Below are 21202 nucleotides of genomic sequence, written 5' to 3'. Positions count from 1 at the left end.
ATTAGCTATAATTTTATAGTACCACAAGCTTTTAGTCTAAATTAGCGTTCTGTACGTGTTATTTATACCGATGATAAAAAAGCTGCTTTTAGTACTGTTGCTATTAAAATGTTCATTTACATACGCTCAAACCATTAAAACCGATATTTTGGTAGTCGGGGGCGGCCCCGGCGGTACCGCGGCAGCAATTCAGGGAGCGCGAAGCAAAATAAAAACCCTGCTTATTGAGCAGGGGCCGCAATTATGCCCCGCCATGGTTTCCCAAACTATGTTAACGATTGCCGTCGGCCAGGATCTGCACTCAGGTATCTGGGGCGAATTTCGTAAAAGGGTAATGGCGTTTTATAAAGCAACACCCGGATACGATACCACCTATAACGCCCCCCTCCGCTTTGAACCCTATACCGGGGCTGCTATCCTTAAAAAAATAGCCGACACCGTAAAAAACCTCAGCATAAAACTAAATGCACCTGTTACAGGCATTAAGAAAGATGGCGATGCCTGGCAGGTAACCATCAGCCATGATGGCGCATCGCAGCTAATAAAAGCCAAAGTGATCATAGATGCCACTAAAGATGGTATAGCCACCCAGAAATTCAATCCAAACTTTAAAGTTTTTGAGCCCGTTGCCGGCAATTATGGGGCGGCAACATATCGTACCAGCATCGCGGCAGGTAACGATTTGGGGGGAGTGCACAGCGATACCGTGCTTTCCAAAAACAATTATCCTCAGTTGCCTGCTTACTGCATCCCGCTTAGCGCGATAGTGGCAAAAAGCGCCGATAATTTATTGATAACAGCCAAGCTTATTCCCGAAGATAATATACAATACTTGCCCAACTATCTTACACTGGGACAGGGTGCCGGTGCAACTGCAGCCTTTTGCGCATTTTTCAAAACTACCACCCGCAAATTAAATGTGCGGGCTATACAGGGCGAGCTGCTGGATTTTAGAGCATCCCTGGTGCCTTTTGCCGATATCAAACAAGACGACCCGTATTTCAGGTCTGTTCAACAGGTTGGGGCTACAGGCTTGTTAAAGGGAGTGCAAAACAGCAACAGCACACGAATGTTTTTTGTGCCCGATTCGGCTGTTAATACTGCCGAAATTGAGCCCGTTTTGAATGAGATCTATTCACGTACTTTTTTATGGTTTAACAGGGAGAAGCCTGCCACAAGGTTTACAGTTGGTAACCTGTTATCGCTCATCAGCGAGATAACCCTTGCAGATCCTAAAACATTGCAGGCAAGTACGGCCAAAACCTGGAAAACGCAATATAAATTTACTACTGATTTTGATATGAACCGCCCCGTGACCAGGCGGGAATTTGCTGTATTGGTAAATAAATTTTTAAACCCATTTGCACGAACAGTGGACATGGCCGGGCGATTGGTAAATTAAGGTTGTTTTAGGCTTTGCGCTAATTCAGCGTTCCACCGGAACGCCTGATACACATGGAACGGGGTGGAACACTATTTATGCTGATAGTCAATACATTAGCTATTGTTTAAAATTCTGGGCGGAACGCTTTATCTCTAACTATCAACAACTTACGCTTTTGTGGCCCGGCAATAAACAGCCCAAAAGCTTTGTTTTTGTCAATGTTTTAGCCCTTCACCATGCCATATACATGCTCATCCAAAATAACACCTTTCTTGAAAATAGCGTTCCTCAAAACCCCTTCTTTAACAAATCCGGCTTTTTCCAGTACCCGCATTGATTTGGGGTTATTGCCAAGCACCCCGGCCTGTATCCTCACAATATCTAAATTGTTAAAACCGTAATCAACTACCAGCTTTAATGCCTGTTGCATAATACCCCTGCCCCAATACGCTTCGCCAATCCAGTACCCTATCAATGGCGCTTTGCTATAAATATCTTCCCTGAAATCAATCCCGATCACACCAACAACCTGATCATCAACAGCAATAGCAAAATGAGTTTGAGGCTCTTCGGTCATTTTTAATTTGATGAAAGCGATAGCATCAGCTAAAGTATAAGGCGATGGAAACAGATCAAATAAAAAATCGCTGATATTGGTATTATCTGCATGTTTTTGCAGCGATGCCGCATCTCCTTCGTGTAACTGCCGTAATGTAAAGCCCTGGCCGTGTAGTTCCATTTTGTAACAATAAGATGGTTAAAATTAGCAAACCAAACCTAAACTGTTAAATTGCATTCGCGTAATTATTACGCTGGATAAAGACCGACAATGAAAAAAATATTTACGCTGTTATTAATCGCAAACACTACAGCTGCATTTGCCCAAAAGCTTGATACGCTTACTATAGAAAAGATCATGCGCGACCCAAAGTGGATTGGGGTATCGCCCTCAAATATCCACTGGAGCGATGACAGCAAGAAGGTTCTTTTTACCTGGAACCCTGATAAAGCAGGCACTGAGGGGCTATTTGCCGTCACTCCAGCTAACATTACGCCACAAAAAGTGAGTATTGCCGATCGGCGCAGCTTACCCGGTAATGGTAGCTGGAATAAAACACATACCCAAAAGGTTTTTGAAAAAAATGGAGACCTGTTTTTGGAAGATCTTAAAGCGGGCAAAACAATACAGCTCACCCACACCGAACAGCGCGAGAGCTCACCGGTTTTTAGTGGCGATGAAAGCCGGGTAATATTTTCGCAAAGCAACAACCTGTTTGCCTTAAAACTTAACGGTATCGGACTTGAACAGCTAACCAACTTTGTGAAAGTAAAAGGTAAAAAAAGCAAGGATGAGGTTAACGAACAGGAAAAATGGCTTAAAAAACAACAATTTGAATTGTTTGATATTATAAAAATCGAGAAAAAACAAGAAAAATATGATTCTGTAGAGAATGCTGCCATGGAGCCTAAACAATTAAAGGAATTGGTTTTTGGCGATAAAAGAGTTGGCAGGGTTAAGGCCAGTCCGGATGAACGGTTTGTAACCTATAGGCTAATCAAACCCGCAGAGGATGTTAAAAACGCGATAGTTCCTAACTATGTAACCGAATCGGGTTTTACAGAGGATATTCCTAACCGCTCCAAAGTAGGACGGCCATCATCAACTTCCGAAACCTATATTTTCGACAGGCAACGCGATACGGTTTATCGTATTATCACCAATGATATCCCCGGTATAAAAGACCTGCCCGATTATGTAAAGGATTACCCCAAAGAGCTTGAGGAACTTAAAAAGCAAAATGCCGACAGGCAGGTAACCATAGAAGGCCCTTTTTGGAGTGATAACGGTGCAAATGCGGTTGTGATCATCTCTGCCCTGGATAATAAAGATCGCTGGATCATGCGCCTTGCCCCTTTAACCGGCAAACTAACCCTGTTGGACCGCCAGCGGGATGAAGCGTGGATTGGCGGGCCCGGTATAGACGACTCAGCAACAGGTAATGTGGGGTTTATTGATAATAATCACTTTTATTTCCAGAGCGAGGCCAGCGGCTACTCACACCTATATATAGTTGATGTAAACACAGCTGCCAAAAAGCAACTAACCAGTGGCAAATGGGAGGTACAAACCCTGCAATTGGCCAACGACAAAAAGAAGTTTTATTTTACGGCCAATATCGATCATCCCGGTGCAACCAGCTTTTACAGCATCCCGGTTAGTGGCGGCACTCCCACTAAAATAACCGGCATGAAAGGCGGTAATGATGTAACACTATCGCCCGATGAAAAATGGCTGGCTATCCGCTATTCGTACTCCAATAAGCCATGGGATCTGTATGTGCAGGCTAATAAGCCAGGTGCAAAAGCTATGCAGGTAACTAATTCGGTAAGTGCCGAATATAGGTCGTACCCATGGCGGGATCCGGAGGTCATCACCTTTAAAAACCGCTATGGTAGCGATGTTTATGCGCGGCTTTACCTGCCCAAACAAGCCAATCCGCACAAACCTGCTGTTGTATTTGTGCATGGCGCAGGTTATTTGCAGGAAGTAACTTATTCCTGGAGCTATTATTTCCGCGAGTTTATGTTCAACAATATGCTGGCCGATAATGGTTATACCGTTATTGATATTGATTATACAGCAAGCGCCGGCTATGGGCGCGACTGGCGTACCGGCATCTATCGCCATATGGGCGGTAAAGATTTAACAGACCAGGTTGATGGTGTAAAATACCTGGTTGATAAATACGGCGTAAACCCTAAGCATGTTGGTTTATACGGCGGATCGTACGGCGGTTTTATTACTCTGATGGGTATGTTTACCGAGCCGGACGTTTTCGCAGCGGGCGGAGCTATCCGTTCCGTTACCGATTGGGCGCATTATAACCACGAATACACATCCAACATTTTAAATGAGCCATTTACCGATGAAACGGCTTACCGTAAAAGCTCACCCATATATTTTGCCAATGGATTAAAAGGCAATTTACTAATGTTGCACGGCATGATAGATCAGAATGTGAACTACCAGGATATCATCCGCCTGAGCCAAAAACTGATAGAGCTGCACAAAGAAAACTGGGAGCTGGCATCATACCCGGTAGAAGATCACGGCTTTGAACAAGCCAGTAGCTGGACGGATGAGTATAAGCGGATTTTTAAGTTGTTTGAGCAAACGCTGAAGAGATGATGAGAGACAAACAGGACAAGGGGCGAAACTCCAGACTTACGAAGTTTTTAAAACTTCGTAAGTCTATAAACGTAGATTGTCATTTCGATAGAGCGGCGGGGGACAGAGAGCAGGGGCGAAGGAGAAATCTTATACGCCCCGCATCACGATTAGCTTGTTGGAAAGCAGGGCGTATAGGATTTCTCCTCACCCCAGCGTGCAATCCCCCTGCTGGTTCGTTCGAAATGACAACGGGCTTAATTAATGAGCGGGTAAAAAAAGAAAACTCCAGGGCGGAGGAATCCGATAGATACAGGATAGTTTCATATAGTTTAAAAATAGTTTATATAACGATGGCGTTCTTGGCTACCGGCTGCTCTTCCTCTCAACCCAAAACTAACCAGATTAAAATACACCTCACGCCCGATAAACATTCCATCAAAATAACCGGTATTGACTATGCTATAATGCAGGATATCAACCGCGATTCATTGGGTGGTAACTGGCAAAGCCTGGTGCCCGTTTATAAAATGCCCGCCGATACCGATCTGAAAAACTATCAACCGGTTCAACCGGGTAAGTATTTGGTAAAAGACAGCGCGGTTATGTTTACGCCGGATACACCATTTGCGGCACAACAAACCTATTTTGTGCGCTACTATAAATTTGACGCGAATACCAGCGCCTCCGATTATATCATGGGGCACAACAAACTGGGGGATTTACACTATACAGATTTGATTTTTAAGCAATAAACTATCCTATGTGCTTGAAAAATTAATAATTTTGATTATATTTGCACTCAATGAATAAAAGAGGGGGCAATTATAGCCCCCTCTTTTATTTTATCAATTAAAAATTATCAATCAAAAAGGCGGGTAATGAACATTGAAAAAAGAGTACGGGAACTCGTAGAAGAAAAGATAGCCGATAAGCCGAATTTGTTTTTAGTGGATGTTAAAATGCATTCGAACGGAAAGCTCATCGTTTTGTTGGATGGCGACAATGGTGTAGGGATTGATGATTGTGTGGCAGTAAGCAGGCATGTGGGTTTCCATTTAGAGGAAGAGAACGTGATAGAAACCGCTTATAACCTGGAAGTATCATCGCCGGGGATTGACTTTCCACTGTTATCCCCAAGGCAATATGCCAAAAACATTGGGCGTACTTTAGGCATTAAGATGGCCGATGGCACTAAACGTGAAGGTATTTTATCGGCATTAACCGAGGATGCCATCATAATTGAAGAAAAAATAAAAGAAAAAGGGAAAAAGGCCGAAACTGTTGAAAGCGTTATCCCTATTAATCAAATAACAGAAACAAAAGTTTTAATATCATTCAAGTAGAAAATGAGCAATATTAATTTAATTGATTCTTTTCAGGAATTTAAAGATTTCAAGAACATTGACCGCCCAACCATGATGAGCGTTTTGGAAGACGTTTTCAGAAGCATGATCAGGAAAAAATACGGCACCGATGAAAATTGCGACGTAATTGTTAACACCGATAATGGTGACTTAGAGATCTGGCGAACCCGTAAGGTTATGGAAGATGGGTTTAGTGAAGATGATGACCTGGAAGTTGAACTGGCAGAGGCAAAATTGTTTGATGCAGACCTGGAAGTGGGCGACGAGCAAATTGAGCAGATCACCCTGGAAAGCTTTGGCCGCCGTGCTATTTTAGCGGCACGCCAAACACTGGTTTCAAAAATTTTAGAACTGGAAAAAGACGAGATCTTTAAAAAATACAAAGATCGCGTTGGCGAAATTGTTACCGGCGAGGTTTACCAGGTTTGGAAAAAAGAAACCCTGGTGCTTGATGATGAAGGTAACGAATTGTTGCTTCCAAAAACGGAGCAGATCCCGGCCGACTACTTTAAAAAAGGCGATAGTGTAAAAGCTGTTGTTTATAAGGTAGATATGCTGAACAGCAACCCTAAGATCATTATTTCGCGTACCGCACCTGAGTTTTTACAGCGTTTGTTTGAGCTTGAAGTACCCGAAATTTTCGACGGACTGATCACCATTAAAAAAATTGTGCGTGAGCCGGGCGAAAGAGCCAAAGTAGCGGTTGAATCATATGATGACCGTATAGATCCGGTTGGTGCCTGCGTGGGTATGAAAGGTTCACGTATACATGGCATCGTTAGGGAATTAAAAAATGAGAATATCGACGTGATTAACTTCACCAACAATATTCAGCTTTATATTCAGCGTGCATTGTCGCCTGCTAAAATCACATCTATTAAATTAGATGATGAGAAAAAAACAGCGGCTGTATACTTAAAACCCGACCAGGTATCTTTAGCGATCGGTCGCGGCGGGCATAATATTAAACTTGCCGGCAAGTTAACAGGCTATGAGATAGATGTTTACCGCGAGGCAGATGAGCATGATGAGGATGTGGATATCGAAGAATTCTCAGATGAAATTGATAGCTGGATAATTGATGAATTTAAACGAATTGGTTTAGATACAGCAAAATCGGTATTGGCTTTAACTGTTGGCGAATTGGTAAAACGTACCGATCTGGAAGAGGAAACGGTAAAAGAAGTGCTATCAATATTGAATGCTGAGTTTGAATAAGCATAATAACCAAAATTAAAATCGTATTTTTGCGATAATTAGCAGAGAAAATATAATAAATGTCAGAAGACAAATCAATAAAATTAATTAAGGCAGTAAAAGAACTCAACATTGGTATGGGTACCATTGTCGATTTTTTGGCTACGAAAGGTTATAAGGTTGACAAGCAACCGATGGCCCAGCTAAATGGCGACATGTACAACGCATTGTTGAAGGAGTTTGCTGTTGATAAAAGCATCAAAGAGGAAGCTAAGCAGATCAGTATCGGAAAGATACGGAAAGAAGATCTTGCGCCGTTTCCTGAAAAGCCAGTGGAAAACCGCCGCTCAAGGGATTTTGAGAACGAAGAGATCTTGATCAAAAATACTGGTCAGTATACTTCACCCCAGGCAGAAAAACCAAAACCGGCTGAACCTGTTGCTCCCGAAAAAATCGAGGATCGCGGCGATGTATTGCCTGGTGTTAAGGTAGTTGGTAAAATTGACCTCAATAACTTAAATGCAAAACCACAACCCGTTGCCGAAAAACCAGCGGTTGTTGAGCCTAAAGCAGAGGCGCCGAAGCCGGAAGCAGTAGTAGTTCCGGAACCAAAACCGGAACCGGAACCAAAAGTTGAGACACCAAAAGAGATTGTACCAGAAGCTCCTAAAGCAGAAGCGCCCAAACCGGTTGTTCCCGAAACGCCAAAAGCCGAAGAGCCGAAAGTTGTGGCTGAGCAAGCTCCGGTTGTACCGGTTGAGCAAGCCCCTGTTATACAGGCTCCGGTTGCCGAAAAACCTGCCGAAGCTCCTGTAGCTGAATCTGATGATGAAGTTATAAGAGCTAAGGCCGAAAGACTTACCGGTCCTAACATTATTGGTAAAATACAGTTGCCGGTTAACGCACCAAAACGTAATCCTATAGCATCATCATCAAACGCCAACAGCGCAGCTGATCATAAACGCAAAAGAAAACGTAAAGATAGCCAGGGAAATCCGCAGCAAGGTGGCGGCGGTGGCGGCAACCATCCGCATGGCCAGCAAGGCGGAGGTGGCGGTAGCCATCCTCCACATACACCATCTGGTGGTGGAACCATTAATCCAAACCGTCCTGATTTTAGGAACAGAACTAATGGCGCCCCGGGAAACGGCGGACCAAGCCAGGGTGGCGGTAATCGTCCCGATTTCAGGAACAGCCGTAATGCCCCTCAAAACACAGGTCCTAAGGAAGAACCATCTGAAAAAGATATACAAGACCAGATTAAAGCAACACTTGCCCGTTTAAGTGGTGCCGGAAAATCGGGGAAATTTGCACAACGGGCTAAGTTTCGTCGTCAAAAACGTGATGATGTTGCCGCTACTGCCGAAGAACTGGCAATGGAGCAGGAACTGCAATCAAAAGTACTAAAGGTTACCGAGTTTGTTACAGCGAATGAGCTGGCCAGCATGATGGATGTATCTGTAACCCAGATTATTTCAACATGTATGAGCCTGGGTATGTTCGTATCTATAAACCAAAGGCTTGATGCAGAAACTTTAACCATTGTGGCCGATGAATTTGGTTACCAGGTTGAGTTTGTGAAACCACAGGATGAAGAGGCCAACCTTGATCAGATTGATGATCCGGCCGACCTGGTTGCGCGTGCACCTATTGTTACCATTATGGGTCACGTGGATCATGGTAAAACATCATTGCTTGATTTTATCCGTAAAACAAACGTTATAGGCGGCGAAGCAGGGGGTATTACCCAGCACATTGGTGCCTATGAAGTAACATTGCCCGATAATAAAGGAAAAATAACATTCCTGGATACTCCGGGTCACGAGGCGTTTACCGCCATGCGTGCAAGGGGTGCACAGGTTACAGATATTGTAATTATAGTAATTGCCGCTGATGATAGCGTGATGCCGCAAACCCGCGAGGCTATAAACCACGCGCAGGCTGCAGGTGCACCAATTATCTTCGCTTTCAATAAAATTGACAGGCCGGGTGCCAACGCGGATAAGATCCGTGAGCAACTATCGGCTATGAACATTTTGGTTGAAGAGTGGGGTGGTAAATACCAGTCGCAGGAAATATCGGCTAAAACCGGTTTAAATGTCGACTTGCTATTAGAGAAAGTATTGCTGGAGGCCGAAATATTAGAGCTTAAAGCCAATCCTAATAAACGTGCCGTAGGTACGGTTATTGAAGCTGCTTTGGATAAAGGCCGCGGTATTGTTACCACTATCCTGGTGCAATCAGGACGTTTAAAAGTAGGTGACCCGATTTTAGCAGGCTGCTACAGTGGTCGTGTTAAGGCGTTAACCAACGAGCGTGGCCAAAGGGTTGAATCTGCAGGGCCATCAACACCTGTACAGGTATTGGGTATGCAGGGTGCGCCAACAGCCGGTGATAAGTTCAACGTATTGGAAAGCGAAGTGGAAGCACGTGAAATTGCCAACAAGCGCCTGCAATTACAACGCGAACAAGGTTTACGCACTCAAAAACATATCACGCTTGATGAAATCGGCCGTCGTTTGGCAGTTGGTAACTTTAAGGAACTTAACATTATTGTTAAGGGTGACGTGGATGGATCAATTGAAGCGTTATCAGATTCATTGCTGAAACTATCTACCGAGCAGATACAGGTTAACATCATATCAAAAGCTGTAGGTCAGATCTCCGAATCAGACGTATTGCTGGCTTCTGCATCTGATGCCATCATCATCGGTTTCCAGGTTCGTCCGTCAGGAAGCGCCCGTAAGCTGGCCGAGGCCGAGCAGATAGATATTAGGCTTTACTCTATCATCTATGATGCTATCAATGAGATAAAAGCCGCGATGGAAGGTATGCTTGCACCAACCTTTGAAGAGAAGATTGTTGCTAACGTTGAGATTCGCGAAACCTTCAAGATCAGCAAGGTGGGTACCATTGCAGGTTGTATGGTGCTCGACGGTAAAATTAACCGTAACAGCAAAATCCGCATAGTACGTGATGGTGTAGTAATTTACACCGGCGAGCTTGCTTCACTGAAACGCTTTAAAGATGACGTGAAAGAAGTATTAACCGGTTACGAGTGCGGTTTAAACATCCAAAACTTTAATAATATTGAAGTAGGCGACATTGTTGAAGCTTACGAGAATGTAGAAGTTAAGCGGAAATTGTAATAACATCAGCTTACCTAAAAATACAAGGGCCGGTCTGTTAAAGATTGGCCCTTTTTTATTTGTGCACCCGGCATGGGTTCAATCAAAGAATAAAATCCGAATGATTTTTGGCGGCGGGAAGCGTTAACCCAGGGCAATAGTATCGAGGGTCACCGCGAACCAAGAAGAATCCACGCGGGCAACCTTTGGCCCGGCGAACAGGAAGCAGATGAGACGGTAGCGCCCGAATGTGCCCGCCGGGGAACCTAAAGCCCAAATACCTCGCTTTTTTAACAAATGGCCCCCTATTGTTTAACAAACGTTCCATATTATTATTTGTGTCCATAAACATTGGTGCATACTTTTGGCCAACCAAAAAAACTTTAATCTTATTAACCCAAAAACTACCGTATGCTAAATCAGCACAAGCCCGATTCCAACTACCGCCATGAACGAAGGTTTAGCAAAGCGTTATTATTATTATTTGATAAAGAAACCTGGAACGTCCTATCGGGTACAACCTGCGGGAATCACTATAGTTTCCGCAAACGAACAAACCCGGGCTATTTCGTCGAGATGAAGATTCCCGCGTGATATTTACCTGGCACATGCAATTGTAACATAATCAATACATTATTGATATAAGCAGGCCTTTTTAAAACGCTGGTTTGATTATTAATTAAAAGTAATGTACATTTCCTTTTTTATAAAACCTAAATGATAAGCAAACCACTCCTGTGCTTTTTTATCGCCTGTATTTTTTTAAGTGACCGTGCCCGTGGCCAAACGGTAACTGACGATAGCCTTATGCAAAAAAAAGCCATAGGCCGGGTAGTTGATGCGTATAATTCTTCCATAGGCCAAATGTCTCGCCTGTATAATGGCCCCGAATACCAGCCTTATAACCCTTTTATAAAAGGCAATGCCTTTTTTTTAGATATAGATGCATTCAGGCAGGGCACAGTTACCTACGATGGTATAATTTATTCCAACGTGCCGATGATGTATGATATTAACAAAGATGATGTTGTTGTTTTGTTATACAACGGATTTTCTAAATACAGCTTACTGAAATCAAGGGTGCATAGTTTCGATCTGCTTGAACATCATTTTGTATACCTGGCTGCCGATTCATTGAATACTGCGGCATCAATAAATACCGGATTTTATGACGAGTTATACGGCGGGAATGTGCAGGCTTTAGTTAAATGGTCAAAAAGTATTCAAAGTACTTCTACGCAAACAACGCTCGAGACTTTTTTTACTGCAGCGTCCAAAGATTTTTTCCTGAAAAAAAATAATAACTACTACAGGATAAGTGGGCAAAGCGCTTTATTGAAAGTATTAAAGGATAAAAAAAAAGAACTGCAGCAATATATTAAGGCTAATAAAATTAGGTTTAAGGATAATCCCGAAAAGGCTATGCGTGTGATTGCTGCCGAGTACGATCAATTATCAAAATAAAGCGCTCCTGTAAACAAGTGTAATTAACATACCACCATTGTTTTTATGACCAGGTATCCCATGTATAAAACCTTAACAGGTATAGTATAATGTGAAAATTAAAATATACCGATGAAAAAAATTTACTTTTTAAGTTTTTGTTTTTTGATTATGCTAAAAGCGGGGTATTGCCAGCAGGCAACGGTACGGTTAATAAGCGTAAACTTTCAACAGGTCACTGTTGAACAGTTTGTTACCGTGCTTGAGGCAAAAACCGGCTATCATTTTTACTACGAGCCGGCAATGTTTGATAGCTTAAAGGTAACTATGCAGTTGGATAATAAACCTGTGGAAACAGTGCTTGACACTGCTTTTAAAAACACTGATTTTCATTACGCAATTACTGCCGATGGCGAAGTGTTTCTTACAAAAGGGCGCGAGATACAACCCTCGCTTGCCGCCGGCTTCTTTGGCATTAAGGCCGCACCTGAAACCATAAAAAATAACATTCCTATACCGGCAACAAATTTTGCCGATGCAAAAGACAAGATAATTCCTGAAGCTACTACAGAAAATAAGTTGTATGAAATCGGGATCAAAACAAATACCATCGGCACCGGGAGTGCCACATTATCGGGCTATGTACGTGATAGCAAATCGGGCGAAGCCGTGGTAGGCGCCAGTATTTACGTTACCAATACCAAAACGGGGGTAGCCACAGATCAGTTTGGTTATTTTACGTTCTCGCTGCCAAAAGGGAGGCAAATTTTAAGCGTCAGGGGCTTAGGCATGCGCGACACCCGCCGCCAGATTGTGCTTTACTCAGATGGGAAACTGATTATTGAAATGAAGGAACAGGTAACCAGCTTAAAAGAGGTGAAGATATCGGCCGAGAAGGTAGCCAATGTGCGTAATGTACAATTAGGTGTAAACCGCCTTGATATCAAGAGCATTAAACAGGTGCCAACCGTTTTTGGCGAAGCCGACGTTTTAAGGGTGGTATTAACGCTGCCAGGTGTTCAATCCGTGGGCGAAGCAACTACAGGCTTCAACGTACGTGGCGGTTCGGCAGATCAGAACCTTATTTTAATGAATGATGCCACCATTTATAACCCCTCACATTTCTTTGGTTTTTTCTCGTCATTTAACCCTGATATTGTAAAAGATATAGAACTCTATAAAAGTAGCATTCCCGAAAAATTTGGCGGGCGTTTATCATCTGTGCTGGATGTTACCAACCGCGAGGGTAATAAAAAGAAGTTTACCGGATCGGCAGGGATTGGTTTAATTACCAGCAGGCTTAACGTTGAGGGTCCTATTTTTAAAGATAAAACCTCCTTTTCATTTGGCGGCCGTACCACTTACTCCGATTGGTTGTTAAAACTATTACCAGAAGCATACAAGCACAGCCAGGCTTCATTTTATGATTTAAACCTTGATATAAGCCACCAGGTAAATGATAAGAACAACATTTATGTATCAACCTACCTAAGCAAGGATAAATTTAAACTGAACAGTGATACTTCATACGGTTACAGCAACAGGAACGCCAATATTAAATGGAAGCATAACTTTAACGATAAGCTGTTTAGCGTTATAGGTGCAGGTATCGACAGGTATCAATACAATATTGCCAGCTATGATAACCCGGTAAATGCTTACAAACTTAATTTTGATATCAATCAAACCAATTTTAAAACCGATTTTACTTATTACCTCAATCGCAAAAACACCGTCAATTTCGGGTTAAGCTCTATTTTTTATAAACTACACCCCGGCAATTACCAACCCAATAATCCAAAATCATTGGTAGCGCCGGATGTAATTCCAACCCAGCGCGCATTGGAGAGCGCATTATATCTTGGCGATAAATATGATTTTACCGAAGATTTGTCGGTAAGTGGCGGGGTACGCTATTCTTTATATAGTTTCCTGGGGCCGCAAACAGTATATAACTATGCGCCAAACCTGCCTAAAACAAGTTCAAATTTGTTGGATAGTACAAATTACGCCAGTGGTAAATTTATCAAAACATATTCCGGCCCCGAGGTCAGGCTTTCGGCGCGCTATCAATTAGGCGATAATACATCTATAAAAGGAGGTTACAATACTTTAAGGCAATACATACATTTATTATCCAATACTACCGCCATTGCGCCAACAGATGTATGGCAATTGAGCGATCCAAACATTAAACCGCAATACGGCGACCAGGTATCGCTGGGATTATACCACAACATGAAATCAAACACCATCGAAACTTCTGTAGAGGTATACTACAAACGCCTGAGAGATTATCTTGATTACCGCAGCGGGGCAAACCTGGTACTTAACCATCATATTGAAAATGATGTTCTGGCCACCGAAGGTAAAGCATATGGCATTGAGTTTTTACTCAAGAAAACCACGGGTAAAGCTAACGGCTGGATAAGCTATACTTACTCGCGCACATTCTTAAGGCAAACCAACCCTAATGAAGGTGAACTGATTAATGGCGGTACATACTACCCTGCTAACTTTGATAAACCTCATGATTTTAATTTTATAGGTAATTACCGGTTTTCGCACAGGTTTAGTGTATCGTTAAATGTAACCTATAGTACCGGCAGGCCAATAACATTGCCGATAGCTAAGTATGTATACGGTGGGTCGGAACGTGTTTATTATTCTGACAGGAATTTATACCGCATACCAGATTATTTCCGGTCTGATTTTTCTATGAACATTGAGGGTAACCATAAGGTTCATCAGTTAACCCATAATTCGTTCACTATAGGTGTTTATAATCTAACCGGCAGGGCAAATGCCTACTCAACCTATTTCACCGCTCAAAGCGGTGTAATAAGCGGTTATAAGCTATCCATATTTGCCAAGCCGATTCCGTTTATTAATTACAATATCAGGTTTTAATAGTATGGGCATGAGGGTTGATTATATGGTTTGTTTAGCATTGCTTACCGCAACAGCGGCCTGCCGTAAACCTTATGCCCCCAAACCTATATTAGCGCCCAACAGCTACCTGGTAGTTGAAGGGGTTATTAACAGCGGTTCCGATTCAACAATTATAACTTTAAGCAAAACGGTAAACATAGCAGATAACGTCTCATCGGCCTTTGAAACAAATGCGCAGGTAGCATTAGAAAGTGAAGGCGGTATCAACTATCCATTGCAGGAATTTAAAGCCGGGCACTACCTGGCCGTTGCCCTGAATCTTGATAAAACAAAAAAATACCGGCTGTATATTAAAACAGGAGGGAATGAATACGCATCTGATTATGTTGCTGGAAAGCCCACCCCTCCTATCGACAGCATTACTTATAAAATAACCGGTAAAGGATTGCAGATTAATGTAAATGCTCATGACGCTGCCAACCTTACGCGATATTACCGATGGGCCTATGAAGAAGCCTGGAAATTTCATGCCCGCTATAATTCTGGCCTGGTAGTTAAGAACGGCGAAATAGTACCGCGAAGGGAAGATGAGATGATTTACTATTGTTACAGGGGTGATAAATCGAGCAATATAGTTTTGGCATCATCAGAAAAACTAACACAGGATGTAATATTTGATCATCCGATTATACTGATCCCGCCTTCGTCAGAAAAACTGGTTATAAAATACAGCATGCTGTTAAAGCAATATGCCCTTACAAAGGAAGCTTATGAGTTTTGGGAGAACATAAGGAAAAATACCGAACAGCTTGGCAGCATTTTCGATGCGCAGCCATCACAATTAAAAGGAAATATTCATGGTATTACCAACCCAACCGAAACGGTTATTGGTTATGTGAGTGTATCAACCGTGCAAACTAAAAGAATTTTTATTGATAACAATCTTTTTCCGAATACATGGTATGTACCTGATGATGGCAGGTGTGAAAAAAATGCATATCGTTTAGATAATGACGGTGAAAACGATGTAGACCTTTTTATTATTAAAGGAGGCCTTATTCCAATTGCCTCCATAGTAAGCCCTTTTACCGGGAAAATTGTTGCTTACGAGGCATCGACCATTGAATGTACCGACTGTAGATTAAAAGGAACAGTAAATGTCCCCGATTTTTGGCAATAATAATAAGTAGAGTAAAGGTCCCATCCTTTTGGGGAGTAATTTTATGAAAATGATGAAGCTTAGATATATATGGTGTTTGATAATGATAGGTGGTGCAATTACCGGCTGCAAGAAGCCATATAACCCCAGTATTGTTAGCAGTCCTAATCATTACCTTGTTGTAGAAGGTGTAATAAATACGGGCAGCGATCCTACTGTTATCAGCATTAGCCAAACAGTTAACTTAGGAGAGAGTGTACAAAGCTCGCCGCAGGTTGGTTATACTGTTACCATACAGGATGAGGCCGGCAACCCGGTTACAGAACTGCATTCGCCATTAAATAACGGTAAATATTCTTCTAACGGAGCAGTAAATCTTGATCCATCAAAAAAATACCGTCTGCACATAGCTAACACACAGAAGGTATACGAATCTGATTATATCGCGGTAAAAAATACGCCCGCTATTGACAGCATTGGTTTTGTGCCTAAAGGCAGCAACCTTAATCTATATGTTAACACGCACGATGCCACCAACAATACACGTTATTACCGCTGGGATTTTGAGGAAACATGGAGGTTTCATGCAAGGTATGAATCTGGTCTTATTGTTGATCCGGTCACTAAAGCAATCCGGAATAGGAATGAATCTGAAGCATCATACTATTGTTTTACGGGCGATGCTTCAAGTAACATCCTGATTGGCTCAACTGCTAAGTTGGTATCTGATGTAGTATACCAGGCACCGATTACAACCATTCCATCTACTGCTGAGAAAATATCTGTACGATATTCTATTTTATTAAAACAGTATGCCTTAACCAAGGAGGCGTATGCATTTTGGGAAAATATCAGGAAAAATACCGAACAGCTGGGTAGTATTTTTGATGCGCAGCCCTCGCAGCTACAGGGAAACATCCATTGCGTAACCGATCCTAAAGAGCCGGTTATAGGGTACATAAGCATTACCAATGTGCAGCAAAAAAGGATCTATATTAATAACAACCAGTTACCTATAGAATGGTATTCTGTGTACCCTTATAATTGCTCTGCCGATACTGCCTTGAATTACAACCCCAAAAATATGCAGTATGAAGTACAAAGTATTATAATAAATGGGGGAGCTATACCCGTTTCGCCAATTATAAAAATGAATAATATTATAGGATATATATACTCATCAATAGAATGTACCGATTGCAGGATAAGGGGGCAATCTCTGCCGCCGCCGTTCTGGCAACCATGATACAAGCATTAACAAAACACAACGGTGACGTATGATAAATACATCCCGCATTAAAATATAACGAAACCAGGCTTTGGCTATGAAAAAACTTAAAAGAGCTGCTAAAATTATAGTTTTATCAATTGGGGTGCTGCTGTTTTGGCAAACAGCTTGTTTTGCACAGGCAATTGATGAGATCAGGAACAGCTTTAACCAATATAAACAATCAACAGTACAGGAAAAAGTTTTTGTACATGCCGATAAAAGTGCCTACCTGCCGGGGGAAATTATCTGGTTTAAGATCTACGCTGTTGATGCTGCTTTTCACAAGCCATTTACCCTGAGTAAGGTAGTTTATGTAGATGTGATAGATAATGGCCACAACGCCATTATACAGGCCAAAATTGCCATGAAAAATGGCACTGGTAACGGGTCCTTATATATTCCGGTGTCTGTAAGCAACGGTAATTACAAATTGAGGGCATATACCAACTGGATGAAAAACTTTAGTCCCGATTATTATTTTGAAAAAAACATCACTATAATAAACCCACTAAAATCACCCGATGCCCCGGCTAAGGAAACTGCCGCTGTTTACGATGTTCAATTTTTTCCGGAAGGCGGCAACCTTGTAGCCGGGATAGCCAGCAAAGTAGCTTTTAAAGTTACCACACCCAGTGGAGACGGTCTCGCTGTATGCCGGGGAGCTGTTATCAATCAGCATAATGATACGGTGTGCCGCTTTCAGCCATTAAAATTTGGTATAGGCAGCTTTATGTTTACGCCTGTTGCCAATAATACATATAAGGGAGTAATTAAAACCGGTTCGGGTATTTCTGTTACTAAAGAATTGCCCGAGGTTAACAGCCGGGGGTATGTAATGCAGTTAAAAGATAATGGATCAACTTTAGAGGTCACTGTAAATAGTAATGCCGGTGGTAATGAGGTATTCCTATTTGCACATACAAGGCAATTTGTAAAAGTGGCAGAAAGTGCCCCGCTTAATTCCGGAGCGGCCCGTTTTAGCATTGATAAAAGTAAATTGGGCGATGGGGTATCGCATATTACCATTTTTAACAATGCCAAACAGCCCGTTTGTGAAAGGCTGTATTTTAAGCGCCCAAAACAACAGCTGCTGATAAATGCCACTACCGATCAGCCCCTATATTCCACCCGTAAAAAAGTAAGTATTAATATAGAAGCAAAAAGTACAACAGGTGCTGCAATTCCGGCAAATATGTCGCTGTCTGTTTACCGTATCGATTCATTACAGCACGTAGATACTGATGATATATTTAGCTACCTGTGGCTGCGGTCAGATCTGCAGGGAAGCATTGAAGCGCCCGGTTATTATTTTAAAAACACCAATAGCGAAGCCGACGCGGCTATGGATAACCTGATGCTTTCACAAGGCTGGCGCAGGTTTCAATGGAGCAGTATATTAAACAATACCCGCCCGGCGTTTACTTTTTTACCGGAATATAATGACCACCTTATAACCGCCAAAATAACAAGTACTATAACAGGCAACCCCGCAAAAGATGTAGTGACTTATTTAAGTGTGCCGGGCAAAAGAGTACAGTTATATGTTTCAAAAAGCGACTCATCAGGCAGGCTGGTATTCAATACAAAACAATTATTTGGCCCGGGTGAAGTTGTAGCTCAAACAAATTCCGAGAGGGATTCTACGTTCCGGATAGATGTTTTAAGCCCTTTCTCTGAACAGTATAGCAAATATGACTGGCCAAAGTATACCTTATCACCAGACATAAAAAAAGCATTGGAAGAACATAGCCTGGCCATGCAGGTACAAAATGTATATGCCGGTAGTAAAATAAAACGCTTTTATGATCCGGGGGTTGATAGTGCAGGTTTTTATGCCCGGCCTTACAAAACATACCTTTTAGATAACTATACCCGCTTTACTACTATGGAAGAGGTATTGCGCGAATATGTAAGAGAAGACAATATTGTACGCTCCAGGGGCAGATATCATATAAAAGTTTTAAATGACAATGGATTTTTAGATGGCGACCCCCTTGTTTTACTGGACGATGTGCCGGTATTTAATATCGATAAAGTAATGGCTATTGATCCGTTAAAGGTTAGAAAGCTTGAGGTTATAAGAGATCGCTATTTTTATGGCCCATCGGTAAACGAAGGTGTATTTAGCTTTACAACCTACAAAGGGGATCTTGGCGGCGTTGAAATGGACCCACATGCTGTAGTACTTGATTACGAAGGAATGCAATTGAAGCGGGAATTTTATGCTCCCGTTTATGACACCGAAAGAGGAGAGAAAAGCCGGGTACCAGATTTTAGGAATCTGCTGTTTTGGTCGCCCGATGTTTATACAAGCCCGGCTGGCAAAGGCGTTGTATCATTTTATACATCCGATCAAAAAGGTAAATATGTGGGCTCAATACAGGGGATAAACGATAATGGCAACGCCGGAAGCCAATATTTCAGCTTTGAAGTAAAATAAAAAAATGAATAGTTTAGAAGTAACCCTGGTTGTAAATCCGGCCTTTTTGTTTTGATATAGAGCACCTTATATAGATGAGGAAAAATAATCAAATACCGTTTTGAAGCCATAAACGGTAAGGCAAAACAGGCAAATTCAATTTTTTTGAAAAAAGGACTTGTGTAATACAAAATGGTGCGTATATTTGCACACCCAAACGGAGTGGTAGTTCAGCTGGTTAGAATACATGCCTGTCACGCATGGGGTCGCGGGTTCGAATCCCGTCCATTCCGCTAAAAGGTTGTCAAAACCCATCGAAAACGCTTAAATCAATGATTTAGGCGTTTTTTTTATGCCATAAACGCCCGTTTCATACCAAAGAAAATGGACCCCTCGGTTAGCTATTCGGTTACCTGTCGGAAGTCATTAATTTAGGTAACCGAATAGCCTGCAATTGATTGATTTTGAATGAGTTAAAACGCATTAAATCAATTCAAAATTTATTATTCGGTTCAAATTCAAAATTATGGCTATGAAGAATTCAAGAAGTTTTTCAGTCCTTTTCTGGACAAACAAAGCAAAAGCAGATGGCAGCGGCCTGGCTCCCCTATACGCAAGGGTGACTGTAGATGGCAAACGTGCGGAAATTTCCCTGAAAAAGAAGTTAAATCTTAAAAAATGGGATGCGAAGAGTGGTTTTATGAAGGGCAGCGGAGATGAAGTCCGTATTACTAACAGGTATATCAATGAAGTAAGCAATGACCTCTTCGAGATATATGCTGCGCTGAACAGGAATCGCGGACCCCTTACTGCCGAAGTGATTAAGAACAAATTTACTGGACAGGTAGTCCTCCCGCCTCCCAGCAAAACTTTACTGGAAGCATTTGATGAACATAACAGGGATGTGGAAAGTCTTGTAGGCAAAGATTATGTTAAAGGGACGCTGACAAAGTATAAGACCATACGGAGTAAAGTTGACGAGTATATCAAGTATCAGTATCATAAAGATGACCTATCACTGGAAGAGCTTGATTTTACTTTTATTAGCAACTTCGAAAGATTCCTGAAAATTCAGGCAGGTATCGAGCATAACACGGTCATGGGGTACATCAAACGGGTTAAACGGATCATGACCATAGCGGTAAACAACCGCTGGATATTCTCCAATCCTTTCATGGCCTTTAAATGTACAACACGGAAAATAGTCCGCAACGAACTAACCGAGGGTGAACTATTACGACTGGCTTCAAAAAACTTTAAGATCAAGCGGCTGGAAGAAGTCAGGGATTGTTTTCTCTTTAGTTGTTATACCGGCTACGCTTTTGTGGATGCTCAAAAATTAACTCCCGAACATATCATTGCACGAAAAGATGGTGAAATGTGGATTGAGACCCGCAGAACGAAAACGGAGATCACCGCAAATGTTCCATTGCTGCCACATGCAATAGCCATTATCGACAAATACAAGGATCATGAAGCATGTATTGCAGCTGGCAAACTGCTTCCTATGAAAAGCAATCAGAAGATGAATTCTTATTTAAAAGAAATTGCTGACTTGTGCGATATAGAAAAGAATCTGACTACCCACATAGCAAGGCACACATTTGCGACTACCGTTACACTTGGTAATGATGTCCCTATTGAAACGGTCAGCAAGATGCTCGGCCACACTAAGATCACCACGACGCAAATTTACGCCAGGGTTCAGGAGAAAAAGATCAGCAGGGACATGAAGGAGCTTATGTCAAAGCTAAAAACGGCATAAGCAACAGGC

14 protein-coding genes and 1 tRNA gene are annotated in these 21202 nt (G+C 42.1%); 14 read left to right on the top strand and 1 reads right to left on the bottom strand.

Annotated features, from left to right (window positions below):
- The first annotated feature begins 70 nt into the window (after positions 1–70).
- Positions 71–1402 (top strand): FAD-dependent oxidoreductase, encoded by a 1332-nt coding sequence (locus AC1DPZ_RS00685; RefSeq protein ID WP_477400529.1) that lies wholly within the window; start codon positions 71–73, stop codon positions 1400–1402.
- Between the two features lie 205 nt (positions 1403–1607).
- On the opposite strand, the gene AC1DPZ_RS00680 is transcribed toward AC1DPZ_RS00685, so the two are convergent.
- Positions 1608–2123, bottom strand: coding sequence for a GNAT family N-acetyltransferase (locus tag AC1DPZ_RS00680; RefSeq protein WP_477400528.1), 516 nt, complete (start codon positions 2121–2123; stop codon positions 1608–1610).
- 90 nt (positions 2124–2213) lie between these two features.
- Between AC1DPZ_RS00680 and AC1DPZ_RS00675 the strand changes: the two genes are divergently transcribed.
- The 13 genes from AC1DPZ_RS00675 to AC1DPZ_RS00615 all read left to right on the top strand — a co-directional run bounded on the left by AC1DPZ_RS00675 (position 2214) and on the right by AC1DPZ_RS00615 (position 21193).
- Positions 2214–4574, top strand: coding sequence for a S9 family peptidase (locus AC1DPZ_RS00675; RefSeq protein WP_477400526.1), 2361 nt, complete (start codon positions 2214–2216; stop codon positions 4572–4574).
- A gap of 224 nt (positions 4575–4798) precedes the next feature.
- Positions 4799–5308, top strand: coding sequence for a hypothetical protein (locus tag AC1DPZ_RS00670; RefSeq protein WP_477400525.1), 510 nt, complete (start codon positions 4799–4801; stop codon positions 5306–5308).
- 126 nt (positions 5309–5434) lie between these two features.
- Positions 5435–5899, top strand: coding sequence for a ribosome assembly cofactor RimP (gene rimP, locus AC1DPZ_RS00665; RefSeq protein WP_477400524.1), 465 nt, complete (start codon positions 5435–5437; stop codon positions 5897–5899).
- A 3-nt stretch (positions 5900–5902) separates the two neighbouring features.
- Entirely contained in the window at positions 5903–7138 is a 1236-nt protein-coding gene (gene nusA, locus AC1DPZ_RS00660) for a transcription termination factor NusA (RefSeq protein ID WP_477400523.1), read from the top strand.
- 59 nt (positions 7139–7197) lie between these two features.
- Complete coding sequence (gene infB / locus AC1DPZ_RS00655) at positions 7198–10266, top strand: translation initiation factor IF-2 (protein WP_477400522.1); 3069 nt, start codon at positions 7198–7200, stop codon at positions 10264–10266.
- A gap of 390 nt (positions 10267–10656) precedes the next feature.
- Positions 10657–10839: a hypothetical protein gene (locus AC1DPZ_RS00650; protein ID WP_477400521.1), complete on the top strand. Its 183-nt coding sequence runs from the start codon at positions 10657–10659 to the stop codon at positions 10837–10839.
- Positions 10840–10962: 123 nt separating this feature from the next.
- Complete coding sequence (locus AC1DPZ_RS00645) at positions 10963–11709, top strand: hypothetical protein (RefSeq protein WP_477400520.1); 747 nt, start codon at positions 10963–10965, stop codon at positions 11707–11709.
- Positions 11710–11820: 111 nt separating this feature from the next.
- Positions 11821–14598 (top strand): carboxypeptidase-like regulatory domain-containing protein, encoded by a 2778-nt coding sequence (locus tag AC1DPZ_RS00640; protein WP_477400519.1) that lies wholly within the window; start codon positions 11821–11823, stop codon positions 14596–14598.
- A 10-nt stretch (positions 14599–14608) separates the two neighbouring features.
- Complete coding sequence (locus AC1DPZ_RS00635) at positions 14609–15760, top strand: DUF4249 domain-containing protein (protein WP_477400518.1); 1152 nt, start codon at positions 14609–14611, stop codon at positions 15758–15760.
- A gap of 49 nt (positions 15761–15809) precedes the next feature.
- Entirely contained in the window at positions 15810–16985 is a 1176-nt protein-coding gene (locus AC1DPZ_RS00630) for a DUF4249 domain-containing protein (protein ID WP_477400516.1), read from the top strand.
- A gap of 79 nt (positions 16986–17064) precedes the next feature.
- The gene (locus AC1DPZ_RS00625; RefSeq protein ID WP_477400515.1) at positions 17065–19449 is read left to right on the top strand and encodes a hypothetical protein; all 2385 of its coding nucleotides are present in this window, start codon (positions 17065–17067) and stop codon (positions 19447–19449) included.
- A gap of 198 nt (positions 19450–19647) precedes the next feature.
- Positions 19648–19721 (top strand) — tRNA-Asp (locus AC1DPZ_RS00620).
- A gap of 239 nt (positions 19722–19960) precedes the next feature.
- Positions 19961–21193 (top strand): site-specific integrase, encoded by a 1233-nt coding sequence (locus AC1DPZ_RS00615; protein ID WP_477400514.1) that lies wholly within the window; start codon positions 19961–19963, stop codon positions 21191–21193.
- Positions 21194–21202 lie beyond the last annotated feature (9 nt).

It is taken from the genome of Mucilaginibacter sp. P4_G9 (genome assembly GCF_056400985.1).
Note: the sequence above shows the minus strand (reverse complement) of the source record. Positions and strands in the feature narration are given on the sequence as shown.